The sequence below is a fragment of the Croceicoccus pelagius genome, from assembly GCF_001661915.1.
Classification (GTDB): Bacteria; Pseudomonadota; Alphaproteobacteria; order Sphingomonadales; family Sphingomonadaceae; genus Croceicoccus; species Croceicoccus pelagius.
On record NZ_LYWY01000039.1, the window covers coordinates 375,697 to 399,374 of the forward strand.

Annotated in this window: 26 protein-coding genes and 1 tRNA gene; 17 read left to right on the forward strand and 10 right to left on the reverse strand. The window is 63.3% G+C overall.

The genetic code is table 11. The features are described 5' to 3' along the window. Positions 1-2: 2 nt before the first annotated feature. The 3 genes from pyrF to purB form a co-directional block, all read right to left on the reverse strand. Positions 3-677, reverse strand: coding sequence for an orotidine-5'-phosphate decarboxylase (gene pyrF, locus A9D15_RS13265; RefSeq protein WP_066765731.1), 675 nt, complete (start codon positions 675-677; stop codon positions 3-5). Next, complete coding sequence (locus A9D15_RS13270) at positions 674-985, reverse strand: LapA family protein (protein ID WP_156521780.1); 312 nt, start codon at positions 983-985, stop codon at positions 674-676. Before A9D15_RS13270 ends, pyrF begins: the two co-directional genes overlap by 4 nt. A 109-nt stretch (positions 986-1,094) precedes the next feature. Continuing rightward, a complete protein-coding gene (gene purB / locus A9D15_RS13275; RefSeq protein ID WP_066765735.1) occupies positions 1,095-2,405 on the reverse strand; it encodes an adenylosuccinate lyase in 1,311 nt (436 codons plus the stop codon). Between the two features lie 166 nt (positions 2,406-2,571). Here purB and A9D15_RS13280 point away from each other — a divergent pair, with 166 nt between their 5' ends. After that, complete coding sequence (locus A9D15_RS13280) at positions 2,572-3,468, forward strand: DMT family transporter (RefSeq protein ID WP_066765736.1); 897 nt, start codon at positions 2,572-2,574, stop codon at positions 3,466-3,468. On the opposite strand, the gene A9D15_RS13285 is transcribed toward A9D15_RS13280, so the two are convergent. Then, positions 3,456-4,190, reverse strand: coding sequence for an NRDE family protein (locus tag A9D15_RS13285; RefSeq protein WP_066765737.1), 735 nt, complete (start codon positions 4,188-4,190; stop codon positions 3,456-3,458). The genes A9D15_RS13280 and A9D15_RS13285 overlap by 13 nt on opposite strands. Further along, positions 4,190-4,900, reverse strand: a complete 711-nt coding sequence (gene radC, locus A9D15_RS13290; protein ID WP_066766135.1) for a RadC family protein — start codon at positions 4,898-4,900, stop codon at positions 4,190-4,192. Before radC ends, A9D15_RS13285 begins: the two co-directional genes overlap by 1 nt. Before the next feature lie 164 nt (positions 4,901-5,064). Between radC and A9D15_RS13295 the strand changes: the two genes are divergently transcribed. The 9 genes from A9D15_RS13295 (at position 5,065) to A9D15_RS13335 (ending at position 12,891) form a co-directional block, all read left to right on the forward strand. Beyond that, positions 5,065-8,265, forward strand: a complete 3,201-nt coding sequence (locus A9D15_RS13295) for an intermembrane phospholipid transport YdbH family protein (protein ID WP_082924463.1) — start codon at positions 5,065-5,067, stop codon at positions 8,263-8,265. A 59-nt stretch (positions 8,266-8,324) separates the two neighbouring features. Continuing rightward, positions 8,325-8,540 (forward strand): YnbE family lipoprotein, encoded by a 216-nt coding sequence (locus tag A9D15_RS13300; protein ID WP_229660253.1) that lies wholly within the window; start codon positions 8,325-8,327, stop codon positions 8,538-8,540. Continuing rightward, on the forward strand, positions 8,540-8,947 hold the full coding sequence (locus A9D15_RS13305) for a YdbL family probable chaperone protein (RefSeq protein WP_066765738.1): 408 nt from the start codon (positions 8,540-8,542) through the stop codon (positions 8,945-8,947). Before A9D15_RS13300 ends, A9D15_RS13305 begins: the two co-directional genes overlap by 1 nt. Before the next feature lie 184 nt (positions 8,948-9,131). Next, a complete protein-coding gene (locus A9D15_RS13310; RefSeq protein ID WP_066765740.1) occupies positions 9,132-9,449 on the forward strand; it encodes an AtpZ/AtpI family protein in 318 nt (105 codons plus the stop codon). Between the two features lie 46 nt (positions 9,450-9,495). Then, positions 9,496-10,281: a F0F1 ATP synthase subunit A gene (locus A9D15_RS13315; protein WP_066765742.1), complete on the forward strand. Its 786-nt coding sequence runs from the start codon at positions 9,496-9,498 to the stop codon at positions 10,279-10,281. A gap of 39 nt (positions 10,282-10,320) precedes the next feature. Further along, a complete protein-coding gene (locus tag A9D15_RS13320; protein WP_066552832.1) occupies positions 10,321-10,548 on the forward strand; it encodes a F0F1 ATP synthase subunit C in 228 nt (75 codons plus the stop codon). Positions 10,549-10,650: 102 nt separating this feature from the next. Next, entirely contained in the window at positions 10,651-11,136 is a 486-nt protein-coding gene (locus A9D15_RS13325) for a F0F1 ATP synthase subunit B family protein (RefSeq protein ID WP_066765744.1), read from the forward strand. Next, complete coding sequence (locus A9D15_RS13330) at positions 11,136-11,741, forward strand: F0F1 ATP synthase subunit B family protein (RefSeq protein WP_082924464.1); 606 nt, start codon at positions 11,136-11,138, stop codon at positions 11,739-11,741. Before A9D15_RS13325 ends, A9D15_RS13330 begins: the two co-directional genes overlap by 1 nt. Before the next feature lie 172 nt (positions 11,742-11,913). Continuing rightward, positions 11,914-12,891: a PAS domain-containing protein gene (locus tag A9D15_RS13335; protein ID WP_156521782.1), complete on the forward strand. Its 978-nt coding sequence runs from the start codon at positions 11,914-11,916 to the stop codon at positions 12,889-12,891. A 7-nt stretch (positions 12,892-12,898) separates the two neighbouring features. On the opposite strand, the gene gloB is transcribed toward A9D15_RS13335, so the two are convergent. Next, positions 12,899-13,657 (reverse strand): hydroxyacylglutathione hydrolase, encoded by a 759-nt coding sequence (gene gloB / locus A9D15_RS13340; RefSeq protein ID WP_066765746.1) that lies wholly within the window; start codon positions 13,655-13,657, stop codon positions 12,899-12,901. 204 nt (positions 13,658-13,861) lie between these two features. After that, complete coding sequence (gene rpsA / locus A9D15_RS13345) at positions 13,862-15,568, reverse strand: 30S ribosomal protein S1 (RefSeq protein ID WP_066765748.1); 1,707 nt, start codon at positions 15,566-15,568, stop codon at positions 13,862-13,864. Between the two features lie 265 nt (positions 15,569-15,833). Between rpsA and A9D15_RS13350 the strand changes: the two genes are divergently transcribed. Beyond that, entirely contained in the window at positions 15,834-16,352 is a 519-nt protein-coding gene (locus tag A9D15_RS13350; RefSeq protein ID WP_066765751.1) for an Mpo1 family 2-hydroxy fatty acid dioxygenase, read from the forward strand. A 4-nt stretch (positions 16,353-16,356) separates the two neighbouring features. Here the strand turns inward: A9D15_RS13350 and A9D15_RS13355 are convergent, their stop codons facing one another. Genes A9D15_RS13355 through aroA form a run of 3 tightly spaced genes read right to left on the reverse strand, consistent with a single transcriptional unit; the run spans position 16,357 to position 18,571 of the window. Next, entirely contained in the window at positions 16,357-16,986 is a 630-nt protein-coding gene (locus A9D15_RS13355; RefSeq protein WP_066765754.1) for a (d)CMP kinase, read from the reverse strand. Next, positions 16,983-17,237 carry a CBU_0592 family membrane protein gene (locus A9D15_RS13360; RefSeq protein ID WP_066765756.1) on the reverse strand — a complete coding sequence of 85 codons (255 nt, stop codon included), beginning with the start codon at positions 17,235-17,237 and terminating at the stop codon, positions 16,983-16,985. The genes A9D15_RS13355 and A9D15_RS13360 overlap by 4 nt, the downstream gene beginning before the upstream one ends. Next, positions 17,234-18,571, reverse strand: coding sequence for a 3-phosphoshikimate 1-carboxyvinyltransferase (gene aroA, locus A9D15_RS13365; protein ID WP_066765757.1), 1,338 nt, complete (start codon positions 18,569-18,571; stop codon positions 17,234-17,236). Before aroA ends, A9D15_RS13360 begins: the two co-directional genes overlap by 4 nt. 175 nt (positions 18,572-18,746) lie before the next feature. Here aroA and A9D15_RS13370 point away from each other — a divergent pair, with 175 nt between their 5' ends. The 6 genes from A9D15_RS13370 (at position 18,747) to A9D15_RS13395 (ending at position 23,663) form a co-directional block, all read left to right on the forward strand. Beyond that, the gene (locus A9D15_RS13370; RefSeq protein WP_066765759.1) at positions 18,747-19,058 is read left to right on the forward strand and encodes an FYDLN acid domain-containing protein; all 312 of its coding nucleotides are present in this window, start codon (positions 18,747-18,749) and stop codon (positions 19,056-19,058) included. 165 nt (positions 19,059-19,223) lie between these two features. Beyond that, positions 19,224-19,299: transfer RNA gene (locus tag A9D15_RS13375), tRNA-Ala, on the forward strand. Positions 19,300-19,363: 64 nt separating this feature from the next. After that, positions 19,364-20,197 (forward strand): non-homologous end joining protein Ku, encoded by an 834-nt coding sequence (gene ku, locus A9D15_RS13380; RefSeq protein ID WP_066765761.1) that lies wholly within the window; start codon positions 19,364-19,366, stop codon positions 20,195-20,197. After that, entirely contained in the window at positions 20,197-22,731 is a 2,535-nt protein-coding gene (gene ligD, locus A9D15_RS13385) for a DNA ligase D (protein WP_066765764.1), read from the forward strand. Before ku ends, ligD begins: the two co-directional genes overlap by 1 nt. A gap of 91 nt (positions 22,732-22,822) precedes the next feature. Beyond that, positions 22,823-23,239: an EVE domain-containing protein gene (locus A9D15_RS13390; protein WP_066765765.1), complete on the forward strand. Its 417-nt coding sequence runs from the start codon at positions 22,823-22,825 to the stop codon at positions 23,237-23,239. Between the two features lie 202 nt (positions 23,240-23,441). Then, positions 23,442-23,663, forward strand: coding sequence for a hypothetical protein (locus A9D15_RS13395; protein WP_066765766.1), 222 nt, complete (start codon positions 23,442-23,444; stop codon positions 23,661-23,663). Positions 23,664-23,678 lie beyond the last annotated feature (15 nt).

Here is a 23,678-nt window from a genome sequence, read left to right on the forward strand (position 1 = left end):
GATCAGAGCGTGCCCTCGATCGAACGGGCGGCGGCCAGCGGATCTTCGGCCTTGGAGATCGGGCGGCCGATCACCAGCACGCTTGCCCCGTCGTCGCGCGCCTGACGCGGTGTGACGACGCGCTTCTGATCGCCAACCGTGCTACCCGCAGGGCGCAGGCCGGGGACGACGAAATAGCCGTTCTTCCACTGCTTGTGGACCGCGCCGACCTCGTGACCGGAACAGACGATCCCGTCGAGGCCGGCTGTTTCGGCGAGCTCGGCCAGCCGCATGACCTGGTCGTGCGCGCTGCCGGCGATGCCGGTTTTCGCCATATCGGTTTCGTCAAGGCTGGTCAGCATGGTGACTGCCACGACCTTGGTATTTTCGCCCGCCGCGGCCTTTGCGTCTTCCATCATGGCGCGCCCGCCGCTGGCGTGGACAGTGACGATGGCCGGTTCCAGAACATGGATCGACTGCATCGCGCCCGCAACCGTGTTGGGGATGTCGTGAAGCTTGAGGTCGAGGAAGATCGGCAGGCCGACCTGCGCCATTTCGAGCACACCGTGATGGCCGTGCGCGCAGAAGAATTCGAGGCCGAGCTTGATACCGCCAACGTGGCCCTTCACCTTTTCGGCAAGCGCTTTCGCCCCGTCAAGGCGGGGAACGTCGATGGCGATGAATACCGGATTGCTCATGGCAGGGTGGGACGCTCTTCCTCGGGCACGAAACGGGACCGATCCTCTTCAAGCTCTTGTTCGCGTGCCGCGATCAGCGAACGCTGCGAGCTTTCGAGCGCGCCGATGCGGCGCTTCAAGCGCCAGCGCGCGGCGCGGTGGAACAGCCACATCGGCGCAAAGCCCAGCAGGAACGAGGACAGGATGATCATCGGCAGCGGGGTGTTCAGCACCACGTCGCTCCAGATCATGACGTCGATCCGGAACCAGTTAGCGTAGGCGAATACCGCGAGACCCGCGACGATGACCGCCCAGACGATGGTCTTCAATACCTGCAAACCGTAATCCTCCAGTCCCTGTGTCCGGGGCCGAAACTAGGACCAATGCGCGGGTTTGGCCAGCCTGAGCCGCCAGACGCCGCGCACTTATCCGAAACGATCAGCCGAAAACGCGGGCGAAGATCGTGTCGACGTTCTTGAAGTGGTAGTCGAGGTCGAACTTCTCCTCGATCTGTTCTTCGCTCAGCGCCGCGGTGACTTCGTCATCGGCCTTCAGCAGTTCGAGCAGCGACAGCGCGCCATCCGATTCCCAGACCTTCATCGCATTACGCTGGACAAGGCGATAGGCATCCTCGCGGCTGACGCCGGCCTGGGTCAGGGCCAGCAGCACGCGCTGCGAGTGGACGAGGCCGCCCATGCGGTCGAGGTTCTTCTGCATGCGTTCGGGATAGACGAGCAGCTTTTCGATCACCCCGGTCAGGCGCGTGAGCGCGAAATCGAGCGTGATCGTCGCATCGGGGCCGATGAAACGTTCGACCGAGGAGTGCGAGATGTCGCGTTCGTGCCAGAGTGCGACGTTCTCCATCGCCGGAACCGTCGCACCGCGCACGACGCGGGCAAGACCGGTGAGGTTTTCCGTCAGGATCGGGTTGCGCTTGTGCGGCATGGCCGACGAGCCCTTCTGGCCGGGCGAGAAGTATTCCTCGGCCTCAAGAACTTCGGTGCGCTGCAGGTGGCGGACTTCAACGGCAAGGCGTTCGATCGACGACGCGATCACGCCCAGTACGGCAAAGAACATCGCGTGGCGGTCGCGCGGGATGACCTGGGTGGAAACCGGCTCTACCGCGAGGCCCATCTTCTCGGCGACGTATTCCTCGACGCTGGGGTCGATGTTGGCGAAAGTGCCGACCGCGCCCGAAATCGCGCAAGTGGCGATTTCCTTGCGGGCAAATTCCAGACGCTCCTTGCAGCGCGAGAATTCGGCATAGGCTTCGGCCATCTTCAGACCGAAGGTGACGGGTTCGGCGTGGATGCCGTGGCTGCGGCCGATGGTCGGCGTGTACTTGTGTTCTTCAGCGCGGGTCCGAATCGCAGCGAGCAGTTTGTCGAGATCTTCGAGCAGGATCGCGGCGGCGCGATCGAGCTGGACTGCGAGAGTGGTATCCAGAACGTCCGAGCTGGTCATGCCCTGGTGCATGAAGCGGGCCTCGTCGCCCACATTCTCGGCCACCCAGGTCAGGAAAGCTATGACGTCGTGTTTGGTCACGGCCTCGATTGCGTCGATTGCCTCGACGTCGATCTTCGGGTTCGTCTTCCACCAGTCCCACAGCGCCTTGCCGGCGCTGGCCGGTACGACGCCCAGTTCGCCCAGCTTGTCTGTCGCGTGTGCTTCGATCTCGAACCAGATGGCGTATTTCATCTCCGGTTCCCAGATCGCGGTCATCGCGGGGCGGGCATAACGTGGGACCATTTTCGACTCCGTCGGGAAATTCGGTTGCGCTTTCGTCCGCGCGGCTAGGGGGAGGGGGCACGATTGGCAAGGGGCCTTGGGTTCCACGGCGATGCCGGTTCCACAGGCGACAGGTCCGAAATGCGCTGCTAGGCGCGCGCCAGACGCGGTGGAGACTATTACCGAAATGACGAGCAGGCGCGGCGATTGGCTGACTTACGCGATGCTGGGCTGCACGATCGCGTTCTGGGCCGGGAACGCCATCGTCGGGCGCGCCGTGCGCGACGATATCGATCCGGTCCTACTGGCGCTTCTGCGCTGGATCGGCGCGACGATCGTAGTGGCGCCGCTCGCATGGCGCGGCCTGCGCGAAGATTGGCCTGTGATCCGCGCGGCGTGGAAGCCGACATTCGCGCTTTGCCTCGCCGGTATCGTCGGCTTCAATACCGTGCTCTACGCGGGGCTTCAGTACACGACTGCGACGAATACGCTGCTTATGCAGGCGAGTATTCCTGGGTTGGTGCTGCTGATCGCTGCGCTCGCCTTTTCTCAGCGTGAGCCGAAGGTGAAGGTCTTCGGCATCCTCCTGTCGGTGTTCGGTGCGGCCTTCACGATCTTCAAGGGCGATATCGATGCGCTCCTCTCGCTGAGGCTGGGTAAGGGCGACCTCATCGTATTCGCCGCCTGCGTGATCTGGGCGATTTATACGGTGCTGTTACGCCTCGCGCCGAAAGTGCGGCCAGCGAGCTTCCTGTTCGTAACCTTCGCGGGCGGCGCTCTGATGCTGCTCCCGATTGCGCTGCTTGTGCCGAGACATCACCTTTCATGGACTGCGAATTCGATTGGCGCGGTGGCCTATGTCTCGATCTTTCCTTCGGTCATTGCATACTTCCTGTTCAATGCGTCGGTCGCCCGCGCCGGATCGGCCATCGCCGGACAGGCCATCGCCATGATGCCGATCGTCGGAGCCTTGCTTGCCGCGCTGCTGCTGGGCGAAGCGCTCCACTGGTATCACGGCGTCGGAATGGCGATCATTCTTGCCGGTGTCGTCATTGCGGCGCCGCGGGGCTCTCAACCGCGATAGGAGAGCTCGATCCTGTCGGCGCCCGACAGGCTGCCGTCGGGCGCGAAGCGGCGTTCCGCGATCGAACCTGCACCATCCTTGCCTATCATCACCACTGTGCTGCACCGCGTGCCATAGCGGGAATCGTGGATGAAAACCGGTGCATCCTCGCTGTCGGCCTCTGCTGCCGGACCGCTCTTGGCGAGCATGGCGAAGAAGGCATCCTCGTCCGGCGGACCATCGTCCAGAACGCCGCGCATGTCGTGGACCAGCCGATCAACCTTGGGCCATGGATCGGCGAAAGCCCCGTTCGAAAGGCCGTAATATCCGCCCCTGTCCATCGCGCGCGGCTCGCCCATCGTGCGGTTGTCGACGATCCAGCCCTTGGGCCCGTCAATCAGTATAAGGCTGAACCCGTTGTAATCCGACGAGCGGTCAAACCTGTCATCGACCCGGTCCCAGTCTCCTGTCAGCCAGTCGGAGACGAGCGCGCCGCGCGACGGCGCATCGGCGCGAAAATGGACCGGATCGCGAAAGTTGGTGATCAGCGCCAGTCGCCCGGCCTGCTCCGAAACGCCTAGCCACGTTCCGCCCGAGCGCAAGTCGCGTCCTGCGATAATCCCGCTGCCGTCGTCCCAGCGCGCCAGCCCCGCCGTCGGCCTTTCATGAAACTCGTCACGGTTGGCGATGACGACCAGCGGCCAGTCGGGATCGCAGCGCCACGCGGCCACGGCGATGCACATCAGATCAGGCCCTTCGACCGTAGCGAGACATGGCCCGAACGCCCAATGATGACATGGTCATGGACTGTGATGTTGAGCAGGCGTCCCGCCTCTGCAATGCGGTTGGTGATCTGGATATCGGCGCGGCTGGGTTCAGGGTTTCCGCTGGGGTGGTTGTGGACGAGGATCATCGCCGCCGCGCCCAGTTCCATCGCCCTGCGGATCACCTCGCGCGGGTGGATCGATGCCTCGTCCAGCGAGCCGTCGCCGATATGTTCGTCCTGGATCAGCCGGTTCTGCGCGTTGAGATAGAGCACGCGCACGCGTTCTACCGTCAGATGAGCCATGTCGATGGTGAGATAGTCGATCAGCGCCTGCCATGACCCTAGTACCGGCTTGTCCTGCACTTCGGCGCGGGCAAGGCGGCGAGTAGCGATGGCAACGATTTTCAACGCCGCCGCGCTCGTCTCGCCCATGCCAGGGTGCGTTTCCAGCGACTTGCGATCGGCGTTGAACACGCCTGCAAGCCCGCCGAACCGCTTCAGGAGCGTGCGGGCCAGCGGCTTTACGTCGCGGCGCGGGATCGCGGTCATCAAGAGGTATTCCACGATTTCGTGATCGCCCAGCGCATCCGCTCCGCCGTCGAGCATGCGCGCACGAAGGCGGGCGCGGTGGCCCTTCGGATCGTGCCCGTCCGCCTTGACCGCAGGCGCCCTGGGCGCCCCGTTCATCGGCAGTTCGTCCTGCCTGCTGTTCACTGCGACCTGCTCCTCGCCGGGACCTCCCGACGTAAAATTGCGTTTCGAACCATTGCCTTTGCCTCGCAGCCCGCGCAAGTTCCACCCGCCTGCGAACCGTGGATCGATTATCCGGTCGCGGCCGATTAGAAAGAAGCATGAATCAATCCGCCGACATCGATGAAGAGCCCACACTGCCGCCCCGGCGGCGCAAGCGGCTCGCCAAGGTCGCGCTGGGCGGAGTGGCGGCGCTGGCTCTTGTCGTCGGCGGGGTGTGGACCGCGCGCAAGGACATCGCGGACGGACTGATCGCCGATACGCTGCAAAGCTACGACCTGCCCGCGACTTACGATATCGCCTCGATCGGGCCGTCGATGCAGGTGATCGAGAATGTCGTGATCGGCGACCCGGTCAATCCCGACATGACGATAGAGCGGGCGGAAGTGACGATCCGCTACCGCTTCGGCATGCCGCAGGTCGCCTCGGTCCGGCTGGTAAAGCCGCGCCTTTACGGCAGGCTGGTCGACGGGCGGATGAGCTTCGGGGCGCTCGACCGCGTCATCTATACCGGCCCTTCGGACGAACCGTTCCAGCTTCCCGACATGCGAGTCGCGATCGACGATGGTCGGGCGCTGCTGGGTTCGGAATACGGAAACGTCGGCGTTAAGCTGGCCGGATCGGGCTCCTTGCGCGGCGGGTTCACCGGCGTGCTCGGTGCGGTTGCGCCCGGCCTTTCGAATGGCGACTGCACCGTCAGTGACGCGACGCTTTACGGCACGATCACGATTACGCGCGAAAAGCCGCGCTTCGAAGGGCCGCTGCGGCTGTCGGGTGTGGAGTGCGAGGATACCGACTTTTCCCTTGGACAGGCGATGCTGGCGCTCGACCTGACCGGCACGCGGCAGTTCGACGGTTTTGATGGCAAGGCCGATGTACTGAGCGGCAGAATGGCGGCTGGCGGGCAGTCGGTCGAAAGCATGGCGGGTGAGATCGCCGTCGCCATGAACAACGGGGCACTTACCAGCGAGCTGGACCTGACCGCGGCCGATGCGCGGCTGGCAGGCGCGGACATGACGCGATTCGGTGTCGAGGGCACCGTGCGCGCGCGCGACGGATTCGCCAATGTCGCTTTCGACGGCAGCTTCGGGGGCGTGGGTTTGAGACCGGGGCAGGGGCTCGACCGCCAGCTTGCCGGATACCAGCAGGTCGCCGAAGGCACGCTCGGCGCGCCGCTTCTGGCCAAGCTTCGCGCGGCGCTGGCCAGCGAAGGGCGGCGCAGTACCTTCGATGGCGATATCCAGGCGCGCATCGGCTCTGAAAATCGCACTGTGATCGTGCCCAACGCGGCATGGCGCGGTCAGAGCGGGGAGACGCTGCTGTCTATTTCCCGCGGACAGCTTTCGATGACGGACAAAGGTCATGCGCGATTCGCTGGCGCGTTCGAAAGCGGCGGACGAGGATTGCCGCGGATTTCGGGCCGGATGGAGCAGGCCGGCCGCGGCGACCTCACCATGCAGCTTTCGATGGCCGAATACGCGGCTGACGATGCGAAGCTCGCCATTCCCGCGCTGGAGATAAGGCAGAACGCTTCGGGCTTCCTGCAGCTGTCGGGGACGGTCGAGGCATCGGGCGCGATCCCCGGCGGGCGGGTCGAGGCGCTGCAATTGCCGGTCAGCGGCGGGTGGAAGCCTGACGGCGGTCTCGCGCTCTGGCCCGGGTGCATCACGCCCCGTTTCGCACGCCTCGAACTGGCCAGCCTGACGCTGCGGGACCAGTCGCTGATGCTCTGCTCGCCCGAGAACAGCGCGATCCTGCGAAGCGATTCGGCGGGAACGCGCTTTGCCGCAGGCGTTCCTTCGCTCGATCTTGCCGGCACGCTCGGCGACACGCCTGCCACGATTCGCGGAGGGCCAGTGGGGCTGGGCATTCCCGGCACGCTCGTCGCGCATGATCTCGATATCGCGCTCGGTCCGGCAGAGAGCGCGACGCGCTTCCGGCTGAGCGAGCTGACTGCCGATATCGGAGACGAGATCGCGGGCACGTTTGCCGATGCCGAGTTCAGGCTCGCCGACGTCCCGCTCGATATCACGCAGGCCTCAGGCCACTGGGCATGGCGCGACGATTCGCTGATCGTCGAGAACGGCGCGCTGCGCGTGACCGACCGGCAGGCCGACGCGCGGTTCCAGCCGATGATCGCGCGCGATGCCGAACTGGTCTTTGCCGACAATACGATCCTGGCCGAAGCCCTGTTGCGCGAGGAAACGTCCGACCGCGCCATCGTGGACGTCGATATCGTCCACGCGCTCGGCACCGGTACCGGCCATGCCGACCTTAAAGTCGACGGGATCACCTTCGACAACCGACTGCAGCCCGACACGGTTACTCGTCTTGCGCTGGGCACGATCGCCAATACCTATGGCACGGTGACCGGCAAGGGCCGGATCGACTGGAACGAGGCGGGCGTGACCTCGACCGGCTCGTTCTCGACCGATTCGCTCGACTTCGCGGCCGCCTTCGGGCCGGTTCGGGGGCTGTCGGGTACGGTCGAGTTCACCGATCTTCTCGCGCTCGAAACCGCGCCGAATCAGCGGGTCATGATCGCCGAAGTGAACCCGGGCATTGTTGCGGAAAACGGCGTGGTCGAATTCGCGATCGAGCCGAACCTCGCGCTTCAGCTCAACGGTGCGTCGTTCCCGTTCCTTGGCGGTACGCTGACGATGCGGCCCACGCGTATGAACCTCGGCATGACCGAGGTGCGCAGCTACGTCTTCGAGATCGAGGGGCTGGACGCGGCCCGCTTTGTCGAGCGGATGGAGCTGGCCAACCTGTCGGCGACCGGCACGTTCGACGGCACGATACCGCTGATCTTCGATGAGAACGGCGGGCATATCGAAGGCGGCGTACTGACCTCGCGCCCGCCGGGCGGCAATGTGTCTTATGTCGGTGCGCTGACGTACGAAGACTTGAACGCCATTGCCAACTTCGCCTTCGATGCACTGAAATCGCTCGACTACACGGCCATGAGAATCGGTCTCGACGGCAATCTGGATGGCGAGATCGTGACCCGAGTGAAGATCGACGGCGTCAGTCAGGGCGAGGGTGCGAAGAAGAACATCATCACCCGCCGCCTCGCTTCGCTGCCGATCCGTTTCGATGTGAACGTGCGGGCCCCGTTCTACCAGCTCCTGTCCAGCTTCAAGTCGCTCTACGATCCGGCCTCGGTGCGCGATCCGCGCGAGCTCGGCCTGATCGACGTGAGCGGCAATGCGCTCGTCCCGTCGGGCGAAGCGGTGTTGGGCGAGGACATCACCCCGGTTGAAGAAGACATTCAGCCTCCGGAAAGCGAGAGAATGCCATGAGTGGAGCACGATGGAAGGCTCGATTGACGCCGGCTGCCGCCGGTGCGAACACGGCCCCGATGAATTTTTCAGGGGGCAGCGCGCCGGGCTGGCAACGCCTGATCGCCTGCGGCACGATGGCCGCGGGCCTTTCGGTATTGGGGGCTTGCGTGAACGTGAACGCCCCGTCGGAGCCGATCGTGATCGAGCTCAACGTGAATATCAAACAGGAAGTGCTCTACCGCCTCGTGGATTCCGCGGAAGAGAACATCGAGGAAAACCCGGAGATTTTCTGATGGCCGCAACCGGCAAGACCATTCGCAATATCGCTACGGCGCTGCTTGCTGCAGGCGCCCTGGCAACTGTCGCAACGCCCGCTTTCGCGCAGCGCGACCCGGCCTACGCCGCCGCCCGCGCCAACGGCACGATCGGCGAGAAGATGGACGGCTATCTCGGCTTCGTCGGCAGCCCGTCGGGCGACCTGAAGAAGCTGGTCGACGATCTCAACATCCGCCGCAAGGCGAGCTATGCCGACCGCGCGCGTTCGCAGGGCGTCACGATCGAGGAATTCGCCTTTACCCAGGGCTGTCTGCTGATCGCGCGTACCGTTGCCGGAGAGAAGTATCAGGCCCCCGACGGGAGCTGGCAGACCCGCGGCAGCGGTCCGGCCCGCGTCGACCCGCGCTGCCCCGCCGCGAGCTGATTCGCGCGGGGGTTTCACGCCCCTCAGGCCCGAGGGCGAATTCGGCCCGTTTTGCAGTGCCGCAAAATAGCTGGAATACGACCATTGGGCCATGTTGACTTGAGTTGACCCCTTTCCTAAAGGGTCCGCGCCCTCGACGGGCAGCTTGTCGTGCTTGCCGGGCCTTTCAACGGGAGGAACCAGCATGAGCGATGACCAGTCCGATCGGGAACCCATTGGTGAGGATGCTCGCATCGATTCGCTCGAAGCCCGGCTCAAGGCCGCGCGACAGCGTGAAGATGCTCGCATCCAGCCGCAGGTACAGGCTCCCGACGCGAACTATCGTTTGGGATCCAAGGTGCTGGCGGAACTCATCGGTGGTCTCGCAGGTGGCGCGCTGATCGGTTGGGTTATCGACCGGTTTGCAGGGACGTCGCCCTGGGGTCTGTTGGTGATGCTGTTCCTCGGAATGGTCGTTGCCTTCAGGAACATTATACGAATTTCGAACCGGCGCCCCGACTGACAGTCAGGAAGGGCGCTGTCGTTCATAAGGCGACAGGGAAACACGCGTGGCAACCGAAGCCAAAGTCGACCCGATGCATCAGTTCACGATCCAGCCGATGTTCGGCACGGATCAGATGGAGCTGCTGGGCTACAATATCGCCATCACCAATTCGACGGTGTGGATGGCGATCTCCGCGATTGTGCTGTGGGCCTTCGTTTTCGGCGGCATGAAGCGTGAACTCGTGCCCGGCCGGTGGCAGATGGCGGTGGAAAGCTTCACCGGTCTGATCGACGACATGCTCGAAGCGAACATCGGCAAGAACGGGCGCAAGTACGTGCCCTACATCTTCTCGCTGTTCATGTTCATCCTGTTCGGCAACGTGCTGGGCCTGCTGCCGCTGGGCGTCATCGGCCTGCACCCATTCACTTTTACCAGCCACTTCACCGTGACCGGCATTCTCGCGATTATTTCGTTCGGGATCGTGCTGATCGTCGGTTTCGCGAAGCACAAGCTGCACTTCTTCTCGCTCTTCGTGCCGCACGGCACGCCCGTTCCGATGATCCCGATCATCTTCGTGGTCGAGATGATCAGCTTCATGGTCCGCCCGTTCAGCCTCGGTCTGCGTCTTTTCGTCGCTATGATGGCCGGGCACGTCCTGCTGGAAGTGCTGTCGAGCTTCGTGATCGGCTCCAGCAACGCGGGGCTTCAGTATTTCGCGATCGCCGGTATCCCGAGCTTCCTGCTGATGGTCGGTATCTGCGCTCTCGAAATCCTGGTCGCGGGCATTCAGGCCTACGTCTTCGCACTGCTTACCAGCGTCTATCTCAACGACGCTGAAAACCTTCACTGATCTGTTCAACACGACAAGTTTTCCAAAGGAGTTTTTATAATGGACGCAGAAGCCGCAAAGCTGCTCGGTGCCGGTCTCGCCGCTCTTGGTGCGGGCCTCGCCTCGCTCGGCGTTGGTAACGTTTTCGCCAAGTTCCTCGAAGGCGCGCTCCGCAATCCGGGTGCTGCCGACGGCCAGCAGGGCCGCCTGTTCATCGGCTTCGCCGCCGCCGAACTTCTCGGCCTGCTCTCGTTCGTCGTCGCGATGATCCTGATCTTCGTCGCCTGATCGAACGTTTTCCTTTCCCGGTCCGTCCGATTGGCGGGCGGGCCGGAAAAGGGATGCTTCAGAATTTTAGCTGCTTGATCCCGTAACAGGACGCCATTTGCGATGCCTCAGATAGAACAGTTGGCCGCGACCTACTCCAGCCAGGTATTCTGGCTGCTGCTGATCTTCGGTCTGGTCTTCTTCGTCATCGGCAAGGGCATGGTCCCCAAGGTGATGGACACCGTCGCCCTGCGCGACAAGCAGATCTCGGACGACCTCGCTGCTGCCGAGGCCGCCCGTAACAAGGCCGACGCGGAAGAAGCCGCCTGGCGTGATCGTGAAAACGCGAACCGCGCAGAGGCCCAGGCCCTTGTCGCCAAGGCCAAGGCCGAAGCTGCTGTCAGCACCGAAAAGAAGCTGGCTGCCGCACAGACCGGCATCGACGCCAAGCTTGCGAAAGCAGAAGCGCGCATCGCGGATGCTCGTGCTTCGGCTGTTGCCGAGATCGAGGAAGTGGCCAGCGAGGCTGCTGCCGATATCGTGAAGCGTCTTGCCGGTATCGAGGTTTCCGCCGCCGAGGCCCGCCCCGCCGTGAAGGAGGCGATGTGATGAGCACCCTGACCGTCGTTCTTGCCGCGGATGGTTCGGCCATGGTCGAGGAAAACCTCGAACATGCTGCACAGCTCGAAGGCCTGGAAGATGCCGGCCACGCTGGTACCGAACATGCCGAACCGGTCGCGTTCGGGTTCATTGGTCCCTTCGCGTGGGTCAGCCTCGCGATGCTGTGCTTCATCGCCATTCTTCTCTGGAAGGGCGTGCCCAAGCTGATCGCAGGCGGGCTCGACAAGAAGATCGCCGAGATCAAGTCGCAGCTTGACGAAGCCAAGACCCTTCGTGCCGAGGCAGAGGCGCTCCGCAAGGAATATGCCGACAAGATTGCCAACGCCGAAAAGGACGCGGCGGCCATGCTCGAGCATGCCCGGCACGAGGCCGACAACATCGTCGCCAAGGCCGAAAGCGACAGCACCGCGATGGTTGCCCGCCGCCAGAAGATGGCCGAGGACAAGATTGCCGGTGCCGAACGCGCCGCGATCGACGAACTGCGCGCCAAGGCCGCACGCGCTTCGGCAGCAGGGGCCGCCGCGATCATCGCGCAGAAGCACGACTCTGGCGCAGATCGCGCACTCGTCGATCAGACGATCGCCAACCTGTGATCGCGAACCGCTGATCACTTGCCTTTGGCAGAATATGGGCGGGCCTTGGGGTCCGCCTTTTTCTTTGGATCGCCGGAACGTCTCCTACAGGCGGTGAATCGACATCTCCTGCAATCGTTGAAATTGGATTTTGCGCTGGGGACGCAGACCCAGCGCAAATGGGGTCGATGACGTGAGTGATGTCGTTCGTCTGAGGAACTCTGGGGTCGATGACCGCGAGCTGCTCTGGGCAATTCTGGACCAGAGCCCCGATTGCATCAAAGTGCTCAGCCTCGGAGGCGAGCTTGAGTACATGAATCCTAACGGCCGCCACGCCATGCAGATTGACGACTTCGCGGATGTCGTGGGCCGGGACCTGGTGACGATGTGGCCCGAAGAAAGCCAGGCATTGCTTGCTGGCGCGATCTCTGAAGGGGCCAAGGGCCGCAAGACCCGATTCGAAGCGTTCTGCCCGACCGCCAAGGGTGAGGATCGCTGGTGGGAAGTCCTCGTAAGCCCGATCCGCGACAAGCATGGCTGGCCCGCGCATCTCTTGTGCACCTCGCGCAATATCACTGCTAATCGCAAGCGCGACGGCCGCTCTGACGAAGCGGACCTCATTCACAAAGCGTCAAATCAGCTTGCTTTGATAGGGGCGCTTTCGCGGATATCGCTCGGCAACGATGCTTCAGCTCGGGCCCGTTCAGAACGGTTGATGGAACGTCTCGACCGCCTCAATGTTGCGCTCGGCCTGTCGGCAAAATCGGGTGCCGATGCGATTTCGCTTTCGGAGTTGTTGGATCGGGTCCTTGCCGCGCCGAAGAGGTCCGAACGCTTCTCGATGTCGAAGGGGCAGCGTGGTCGGATCGATGCGGAGACTGCGCGCACGATCGCGTTGGTGCTCGGCGAACTTGAATCGAATGCGAATATGCACGGCGCATTGTCGGGCAAGGGCGGTAAGATCGACCTGCGGATCACCGAATGCGGTGACGAGGCCGAGTTCATCTGGCGTGAATGGGTGGATGCGGCCCCGCCGGGCGACATGTTGCCCGGAACGGGCCTGCGCCTGATCATGCGTATGTCTGCAGCCCTGCCGGGCCCTGCGACGCATACGTGGGATGCAAATGGGCTGACGGTCAGCTTCCGCGTCCCGCTATTCCGGGCTGCCTGACACCGTTCTAAAAACTGTCCTTGGCGATCCTCAGCGCCGCGAAGGTTTCTACCGCATCGCTGCCACCCCAGCGGGCCCGCATCTCGGGTTTGTCCGCGCGCAGGAACGGATTCGTCGCGTTCTCGCGGCTCAGTCGGGCAGGGACCGTGGGGATGCCGCGGCTGCGACGCTCCGCGATCTCCTGCGCGTAATCCTGCAGGGCTGCATTTTCGGGGTCGGCATGCAGTGCGAAGCGGGCATTCGCCTCGGTGTATTCGTGCGCGCAATAGAGGAGCGTTTCGTCCGGCAATTCCCGGATGCGCTTCAAGCTCTCCCAGAACTGCTCAGGATTGCCTTCGATCATCCGGCCGCATCCGAGCGCGAAGATGGAGTCGCCCACGAACGCGATGCCCGCATCGGGAAGAAAATAGGCGATATGCCCATGCGTATGGCCGCCAACGTCGATGACATAGGCCTCGTTGTCGCCGATCCCGACCACATTGCCGCCCTCTACAGTCTCATCGATCGCCGCGATCTTCTCCGCGTCGCCTACAGGCGCGATCACCTTGCACCCCGTCGCCGCCTTGATCGCCTCGTTCCCGCCAGCATGGTCGGGATGCCAGTGCGTGTTCCAGATCTGCGTGATCTGCCAGCCGCGCGCGGCCGCCTCGTGCATGTAGGCTTCGGCATCGGGTGTATCGATGCACACGGTCTCGTTGCTGTCGGTATCGTGCAGCAAATAACCGTAGTTGTCCGATAGGCATGGGAACTGGTGGACTTCGATCATCGGGTGCTCCTCTTTCGCCCTTCAGATAGCGACGCAAAGGTCACAAAGCAAAAGGCCCGCCGGCAAAATGCGCGGCGGGCCTTTCAGTGTCCTGTGGCTGGCCGTCATGGAAATGAATTCCATGACGTTGAACGAGCCTTACAGCCCGCCGGCCGGCCTGGTGTCAGGACGGCACAAGCGAACTTGTGCCGCCGACACGTCGGCTCAGTTCTTACCCTTGAGGGCTTCGCCGAGGATGTCGCCGAGCGAAGCGCCCGAGTCCGACGAACCGTACTGTTCGACAGCCTGCTTCTCTTCGGCGATCTGACGCGCCTTGATCGAGAAGTTGGGCTTCTTGGTGCGGTCGAAACCGGTGACCATGGCGTCGACCTTCTGGCCAGTCTGGAAGCGGTCGGGACGCTGTTCGTCACGATCGCGGCCAAGGTCCGAACGCTTGATGAAGCCGGTAGCGCCATCGTCGCCCACCTGGACTTCGAGACCGCCATCGCGGACTTCGAGAACGGTGACGGTGACGACTTCGCCGCGACGCAGGCCCGTGCCGCCCGGAGCCGCGCCGACTGCCGGTGCGCCCTTTTCGAGCTGCTTCATGCCGAGGCTGATGCGTTCCTTCTCGACGTCGACGTCGAGAACGACGGCTTCGACTTCTTCACCCTTGCGGTGCAGCGCAAGCGCGTCTTCGCCCGAGATGCCCCATGCGATGTCCGACATGTGAACCATGCCGTCGACGTCGCCCGGAAGGCCGATGAACAGGCCGAATTCGGTCGCGTTCTTGACTTCGCCGGTGACGGTCGAGCCGACGGGGTGCTTCTCTGCGAAGTCGTCCCACGGGTTCGACTGGGCCTGCTTGAGGCCGAGCGAGATGCGGCGCTTGTCGGCGTCGACTTCGAGGACCATGACTTCGACTTCCTGCGAGGTCGAAACGATCTTGCCCGGGTGGACATTCTTCTTGGTCCAGCTCATTTCCGAAACGTGGACGAGGCCTTCGATGCCCGCTTCCAGTTCGACGAATGCGCCGTATTCGGTGATGTTGGTGACGGTGCCCGTCAGCTTTGCGCCGACCGGGTACTTCACGCCGACGCCATCCCACGGATCGCTTTCAAGCTGCTTCATGCCCAGCGAAATGCGCTGCGTGTCCGAGTTGATGCGGACGATCTGGACCGTGACGGTGTCGCCGATGTTCACCACCTCGTTCGGGTGGTTGACGCGCTTGTAGCTCATGTCGGTGACGTGGAGCAGGCCGTCGATGCCGCCGAGGTCGACGAACGCACCGTAGTCGGTGATGTTCTTCACGACGCCGTCGATGACCTGGCCTTCTTCCAGATTGCCGATGAGTTCGCTGCGCTGTTCGGCGCGCGTTTCTTCAAGGACGGCGCGACGCGAAACGACGATGTTGCCGCGGCGACGGTCCATCTTGAGGATCTGGAACGGCTGCGGAATGCCCATCAGGGGGGCAATGTCGCGGACAGGACGGATATCGACCTGCGAGCCGGGCAGGAAGGCCACGGCACCGTCGAGGTCGACGGTGAAGCCGCCCTTCACGCGGCCGAAGATCTGGCCTTCGACGCGCTTTCCTTCGCCGAACTCGCTTTCGAGGCGGTCCCAGGCCGCTTCGCGGCGGGCGCGGTCGCGCGACAGCATTGCTTCGCCGTCGGCGTTCTCGACGCGGTCGACATAGACTTCGACTTCGTCGCCGACCTTCAGGCCGTGTTCTTCACCCTGGCGGGCGAATTCGGCGAGGCGGACGCGGCCTTCGCTCTTCAGACCGACGTCGATGACGGCCTTGTCGTTTTCAATTGCGGTGACGGTGCCCTTGACGACGCGGCCTTCGAAGCCGCCATCGGCCTCGTTACCAAGCATGTCGTCGAGCATTTTCGCGAAATCATCGCGAGTCGGGTTTGCCGAAGTGGCCATTGTTTGAGGTATTCCCGTATGTCGATTTTCCGGCCAGGCGGTTTTTCCGCCGGTCTTTCCTCCGCCATCAGCACCATTGCCTTGGCGGGCCAAAAGGGCCGAACTGCCGCGGGCGCCGAATGCGGTCCACGGCATCCGTCAAGCCACAAGGGCTCTCGGGACCGCGCGCCGTTACGCCCATCGGGCGCAGAAGGCAAGGTAAAAGGCGGTTTTACGCTCTTTGGCGCAAGGTCCATCCGCGCTATCGCAAGGGCGGGAGAAAGAGATGTCAGACAGGCTCGTTCGCCACCTTGCCAACTATGCCGCCTATCATCGCGATCGGCGCAATGTCGCGACGCACGTGATCGGCATTCCTATGATCGTACTGGGGCTTGCGATTTTGTTGTCGTGTCCGGTCTGGATGGCGGGCGAGTTGCCGCTGTCACCTGCCGTCGGGGTGCTTGGGATGAGCGCGGTCTTTTACCTGCGGCTCGACCGGCAGTTGGGGGTGGGCATGATCGCGATCCTGTTCGGCGTGGCCGTGGCGGGAGCGGCAGTAGCCGCGCTCGATTTCGGGGCCTGGCTCTGGACCGGGGTGGGGTTCTTCGTCGTGGGCTGGATATTCCAAGGCGTCGGGCACTTGTGGGAAGGCCGCAAGCCTGCCTTCTTCGAAGACATCGTGGGCTTGCTTATCGGGCCGATCTACCTGCTTGCCGAGCTGGTCTTCGCGCTCGGTCTGCGGCGCGATTTGCATGGGCTGGTGCAGGGCGAAATTTCCCGCATCACGGCGATGCAGGCCACCTGAACCCTCAGCCTTTAGCGGAGAGCGCTTCTTCGACGAGCCGGATAGATTCGGCGACCGAGGCGTTGGCGTCGAGGTCCGAATTGTCGAGCAGGATCGCGTCCACGGCCTCGACCAGCGGCGCTTCGGCGCGGTTGCGGTCCCGTTCGTCGCGGGCGGCGAGGTCGGCGCGGATATCCTCCAGCGTGACTTCGTGGCCGCGCGACAGGCTTTCGGCATAGCGGCGATCGGCGCGCGCGGCGACGCTCGCGGTCACGAACAGCTTCACGTCCGCATCGGGCGCGATCACCGTGCCGATGTCGCGGCCATCGAGAACCGCGCCGCCCGGCTGCGCGGCAAAGGCGCGCTGTCGTTCCAGCAGGGCGGCACGAACCTCTTTGTGAACCGAAACCCGGCTGGCGAGCGCACCGCTGGTCTCGCTGCGCAGGTCGGGATCGTCCAGCAGGCTATCGGGGAAATCGACCGCACGGGCCGCATCCAGCGGATCGTCGGGATTGCCGCCGTTCAGCACCGTCTGCTTGCCCACTGCGCGGTAGAGCAGGCCGGTATCGAGATGCGGCAAGCCGAAATGCGCGGCCAACGCCCTGGCGATCGTGCCCTTGCCCGACGCGGTGGGGCCGTCGACGGCGATGATCATGCGGCTCTCCGCGCCTTAAGGGCCTTGGCGATGCCCCATATGGCAATCGCGGCCCAGAACCCTTCGAGCACCATCGAGGGCAGGTTGGGGTGGTAGTAGAGCGAAATCGCCAGCAGGATCGCACCCGCAAGGTTCACGCCGTGCTGCACGAACGGGTTCGGATCTGCCTTTCCGGTCATGTAGGCATAAGCAAAGATGATGCACGCCATGCCGACGAAGCCGATCAGGGTCGGAATATCGAGAGCAGTCATGCCGCCAAAGCCTGCGCCAGAAGCGCCTCGAACGTCGGGAAGCTGGTGGCGATGGGCGAGGTGTCGTCGATCTCAACCCCGTCACGGCTGGCAAGCCCTGCGACCGCCATGCTCATCGCGATGCGGTGGTCGAGATGCGTGGTCACGCGTTCGCCCGATGTGCCGCGCAGCGGTTCGCCGCCAGTCCCTTCGATGACGAGCCCGTCCTCGCGTTCCTCGATGTTCGCGCCGGCGAGCGTCAGCGCCTCGGCCATCGCGGCAAGGCGGTCGGATTCCTTGACGCGCAATTCGTCGAGGCCGGTCGTGACGGTGCGACCCCTGGCGAGCGAGGCGGCAACGAATAGCACGGGAAATTCGTCGATCATCGCCGGTGCGACTGCCGGATCGACCTCGATGCCGGACAGCTCGGAATGACGGACGCGCAGGTCTGCCACCGGCTCTCCGCCGACGTCGCGGCGGTCCAGTTCCTCGATCGAGCCGCCCATGGCGCGCAGCACGTCGAACAGCGCGGCGCGGGTGGGGTTGAGACCGACATTGGCGACGATAAGGTCAGATCCCGGCACGAGCAGCGCGGCGACCACGAAGAAGGCGGCGGACGACGGATCACCGGGCACGATTATGTCCTGCGGCTTGAGCTCTGCCTCGCCGCGGATGTCGATGATTCGTGTCCCATCGATTTCCTCGACCGACAGATCTGCGCCGAATCCGGTCAGCATCCGCTCGGTGTGATCTCGGGTGGCGACCGGTTCGATCACGCGGGTTACGCCCGGGGTATTGAGCCCTGCGATAAGCACCGCGCTTTTCACCTGCGCGCTCGCAACGGGCAGGCGGTACTCGATTGGCACCGCAGGGTGCGCGCCGCGCATGGTGAGCGGCAGGCGGCCGCCGGGGCTGGATGTGAAATCGGCACCCATCAGCGACAGCGGTTCTGTCACGCGGCCCATCGGACGCTTCGACAGGCTGGCATCGCCGGTGAAAGTCGCGGTCACGCCGTGGCTGGCGACCAGACCCATCAAAAGCCGCGTGGAAGTGCCGGAATTGCCCATTTCGAGCGCGGTTTCGGGCTGAAGCAGTCCGCCCACGCCAACGCCGTCGATGATCCATGTTCCGTCATCGCTGCGCACGATCGCCGCGCCCATGGCGCGCAAGGCAGCGGCGGTGGCCATCACGTCCTCGCCTTCCAGAAGGCCCTTCGCCGTGGTGCGGCCGACCGCCAGGGCGCCGAACATCAGCGAGCGGTGGCTGATCGACTTGTCGCCCGGAACGGCGATGCGTCCCGTCAGCGGCGCGCCGGGCTGGAAACGGCGCGGGGTAGGGGTATTTGCGTGGCTCATGGCTGTCCGTCGGTCGCGGGTATGGCGGCGGCTTTTGACAGGGGCGCGCCCCTATGGCAAGGCGCGCGCTTCCCGGCGGGGACAGGGCGCTTGAAGCCCCGGCTCTGCCTGCCCAGATTATTGCAGCAATCAAGGCGCCGCCGAAGCGGGGGCGCGGTTTCGAACGAGGATATTCATGGTCAAGCCCGAATGGGGTGCGAAGCACACCTGCCCGAAGTGCGGCACCCGCTTCTACGATCTCGGCAAGGACGATCCGGTTACCTGCATCGAATGCGGTAACGAATGGACGCCCGAACCCGTGCTGAAGTCGAAGCAGCCGATTCCCTATGAAGAGCAGAAGGACGAATCGAAGCAGAACGACGACGATCTGGCGGATGACGATCTCGACATCGACGAGGACGACGATTCGCCGGACAACGACGTCGATCTTGGCGGCGACGACGATCTCGGCGTTGCCAAGACCAAGGACGACGACGACGAAACGTGATGGACTGGCGCGCGCTCGGGCCAGTTGTACCCGAGCGCGCGCCCGCTTTTTCCGGCAGGACGAATTTTCCTCTTGCCAGCGAAAAAGGCTCTCCCTAAAGAGCCGCTTCCCGACGCGGTCGGGACCGCGATGCCTCCCAGGGCATTCGCAAAACGATGGAAAATTGGGGCCGTAGCTCAGCTGGGAGAGCGCTACAATGGCATTGTAGAGGTCAGGGGTTCGATCCCCCTCGGCTCCACCATCGACCTTCTTTTACGAAACAATTTGACCGCTCGTGCGCTGATGCTTCCGAAAGGAACATTTGCATGGCCGCACGCGCGTATTGGCAGGGTCAGATCAGGCTGGCGCTCGTCTCGATTCCGGTGGAGGCCTATGCCGCCACGAAGTCGGGTGCGAAGATCAGCTTCAACCAGATTCACGAACCGTCGGGCAAGCGCATTGCCTATGAAAAGGTAGTGCCCGGTATAGGCCCGGTGGACCGCGACGACATCATCAAGGGATACGAAATTTCCAAGGGCAACTATGTGTTGCTCGACGAGGATGAAATCGAGGCGGTCAAGATCGAGAGCAAGAAGACGCTTGAGCTCGTCCAGTTCGTCGATTCGTGCGAGATCGACCCGCTCTATTTCGAAAAGCCATATTACGTCGCACCGGCCGACGACCTGGCCGAGGAAGCTTTCGTCGTCCTGCGCGAAGCGTTGCGCAAGGCGAAGAAGGTTGCACTCGGCCAGCTATCGGTTCGCGGGCGCGAAGTGCTGGTGGCGATCAAGCCCTGTGGCAAGGGGCTGCTGATGGAAACCCTGCGCTATGCCGACGAGGTCCGCGCAGGCCAGGCATTCTTTGCCGACATCGAAGAGAGCAAGCCCAAAAAGGAACTGCTCGATCTTGCCACCACGCTGATCGAAAAGCGAAGCGCGCCATTCGACGCGAGCGAGTTTCACGACCGCTACGCCGATGCGCTGAAGAAGCTGATCGACAAGAAGGCGAAAGCGAAGTCGGGCAAGAAGATCATCGAGGACGTGGACGAGCCTTCGGGCAAGTCGGGCTCCAACGTGATCGACCTTATGGCAGCGCTCAAGCAGTCGGTGGGTGACGAGAAGCCTGCGAAGAAAACGACGAGCCGCCGCAAGAGTGCCTGATGGCTGCGTCCGATCTCCTCAAGGACTACAACGCCAAGCGCAACTTCGCGAAGACCGCCGAGCCAAAGGGCGAGCGCGGGGCCAAGCCTGCCGATCCGGACAAGGGCGGCGCGCGCTTCATAGTGCAGAAGCATGATGCGACGCGGCTGCACTGGGACTTGCGGCTGGAGGCGGATGGGGTTCTGAAAAGCTGGGCTGTTACCAAAGGGCCGTCGCCCGATCCCGATATCAAGCGGCTGGCGGTTCGGACAGAAGATCATCCCATGTCCTATGCCGAGTTCGAGGGATTGATCCCCAAAGACGAATATGGCGGCGGCACGGTGATGCTGTGGGACAAGGGCACTTGGCAGCCCATTGCGGGCAAGAGCTGGAAGGACATCGACAAGGGCCACTTGCACTTCAGCCTCGATGGTGAGCGCATGAAGGGCGAATGGTTGCTGATCCGCCTGAAACCGCGCCCCGGCGAAAAGCGCGAAAACTGGCTGCTGCGCAAGTTGCAGGACCAATATGCCGAGGACGGTGATCCTCTGATCGAGCGTGAACTGACAAGCGTGCTCACCGGCCGTTCGATGGCCGAGATTGCGGCTGACAAGGGCGGCGCCTATTCGCTGGAAGGCAAGAAGGGCGCAGACTTTGCCGCGCAGATGGCGAAGGCGGCCAGGCGCAACGAGAGCAAAGACAAGCGGCCAGCAAAGAAAAGCGCGCCCGCAAAGCCGCCCAAGTTCCGCAAGCCACAACTCGCAACGCTCGTCGATGCGGTGCCTTCGGGCAATGGCTGGATGCACGAGATCAAGTTCGACGGTTACCGAGCGATGGTCGGAGTTGCGGGCGAGAACGTCACGGTCTGGACCCGCAACGGCAAGGACTGGACCGACAAGTTCGGCCCACTGGTCGAAGCGATCGCCGCACTGGACCTGCCACCGTGCCTGATCGACGGAGAGATTGTCGCGCACGGCAAGGACGGCAATCCCGATTTCTCCACTCTGCAGGCGCTGCTGAAACGCGGGCACGGATCGCAGGGGGAGGATGACGCGCTGGCCTTCCATGCCTTCGACCTCGTCGAACTCGACGGCGAGGACCTGACCCCGCGCACAAATATCGAGCGCAAGGAGCGGCTGGAGGCTCTGCTGTCCGATGCCGCCCTTCCGATCCATGTTGCCGACCATGTCATCGGGGCGGGCGAGAAGCTTTACGAGACGATGTGCGGGGCGGGACAGGAAGGGATCATTTCGAAGAAGATCGACGCGCCTTACCGTTCCTCGCGCACGAAGGCCTGGGTGAAAGTGAAGTGCACCCTCCGGCAGGAATTCGTCATCATCGGCTGGAAAAAGTCGGGCGCCAAGGGGCGACCATTTGCGTCGCTGCTGCTGGCACAGCACGAGGGGAAGACGCTTGTCTACAAGGGCAATGTCGGCACCGGGTTCACGATGGACGCGATGGACGATCTGGCCGCGAAGATGAAGCGGCTGGAGCGCAAGACCCCGCCTGCCGAAGTCGACAACGTCAGCGCGCGCGGCGTTACGTGGCTGACCCCGAAATTGGTGGCCGAGATCGCATTTGCCGAATTCACCGCTGGGGGCAACGTGCGCCATGCGAGCTACCTTGGGCTGCGCGGTGACAAAGCGGCGGAGGATATCGTGCCCGAACATGCGTCCAGCGCAATCGAAGCGGCCGACTCGGTTGAGATATCCAGCCGCGAGCGCGTCGTGTTTCCCGACACCGGCCAGACCAAGGGTGATCTTGCCGATTACTACGCAGCAATCGCGCCGTTGATGCTGCCTTTCACGGCGCAGCGGCCCGTCAGCTTGGTGCGCTGTCCGCAGGGGCGGGCGAAGAAATGCTTTTTCCAGAAGCATGACAGCGGATCTTTCGGCCCGTATGTCCACCACGTACCAATTACAGAGAAGAACGGCGGAGCCGAGGACTATCTATATGTCGAGGACGCCCCGGGTCTGCTCGCCTGCGTCCAGATGGGAACGATCGAGTTCCACGGCTGGTGCGCGCGGACCGACGATGTCGAGGCGCCGGACAAGCTCGTCTTTGATCTCGACCCAGACGAAGGGCTGGATTTTGAGGACGTCAAGAAGGCGGCGAAGGACATTCACGACCGGCTTGCCGATCTTGGCCTGACGAGTTTTGCCATGCTGTCGGGCGGGAAGGGCGTGCATGTCATCGTGCCACTGCGCACCGGCCATTCGTGGGAAGCGCACAAGGACTTTGCCCGCCGCTTTGCAGAAGCGCTTTCTCTGGCCGAACCCGATCGATTTACCGCGACGATGAGCAAGGCGAAGCGCAAGGGGAAGATCTTCATCGACTGGCTGCGGAACCAGCGCGGGTCTACCTCTGTCCTGCCCTGTTCCGCCCGTGCGCGCAGCGGCGCCCCGGTCGCGGTGCCGGTGTCCTGGCGCGAGCTGGAAGATATGACGCACGCGCAGCAGTTCTCGATCTCGGATGCGAAAAAGCTGATCGAGCGTTCCCGTCACAAGGCTCTGCAGGGCTGGGGCTTTGCCGAGCAGGCGCTGCCCGACGTCTGACGTGCACAGGTTTGCCGCCCCTTACGGTTGCACCCCGCCGTCTGCCGCCTAGAAGGCACTTTACGCGAAACTACCCAAGGAGACCCCCGCGATGGCCAAACGCTACTGGCTGATGAAATCGGAACCCGACGTCTATTCGTGGGACGATCTCGTCGAGGAAGGCGAGGGCACGTGGGACGGGGTTCGCAACTATCGCGCTCGCAACAACCTTGCCGCGATGAAGAAGGGCGAGAAGGCGTTCTTCTACCACTCTAACAAGGGGCTGGAGATCGTCGGCATCGTCGAGATCAGCGTCGATGGCATCACCGACCCGACGGACGACACCGGCAAGTGGGCCGCGGTGAAGGTCAAGCCGGTCGAGAAGCTCAAGCACCCGGTCACGCTCAAGCAGGTGAAGGCCGAGCCTGAGCTGGAAGAAATGGAACTGGTGAAGCTGATGCGTCTTTCCGTGTCCGAGGTCAGGCCGGACGAGTGGAAAAAAATTCTGTCGATGTCGAAAAAGGGCTGAGATTTGCGCGGGTCGGCGCAGGCTGCGCATGACGATGGTTAATCCGCCTGTCCCAAGGCGGGGCGACAGGCGCAAAGGTCCTGTTTTTAAGGGGTAAAGGCGAGTAGTTAAAGAAACGTTATCGCCGAAAGGGCGTTCTATTGGCTGAAGCCGCCACGTTGCGGCAAGCTACGAAGGACTAGGACGAAAGACGAACCTGACCATGCAGAACGCCGCCATCCAGATGCCCGCCCGCGCCAAACGCATGAAGTTCCGCCCCGCGATGATCCGTCGGCCGGTCTTCGGTCGCCGCCGGGAAAGTGCGCTGCCGGTGGATGGCGCATCTGAAGGCGGCCTGCTTTCGAAGTTCACGTCAAAGGATGTGAAGGACTTTCTAATGGCCTACAGCGCGTGCTTCATCGCCGTCATGTGCATGATCGCCTGATCGCATCGCGGCGAC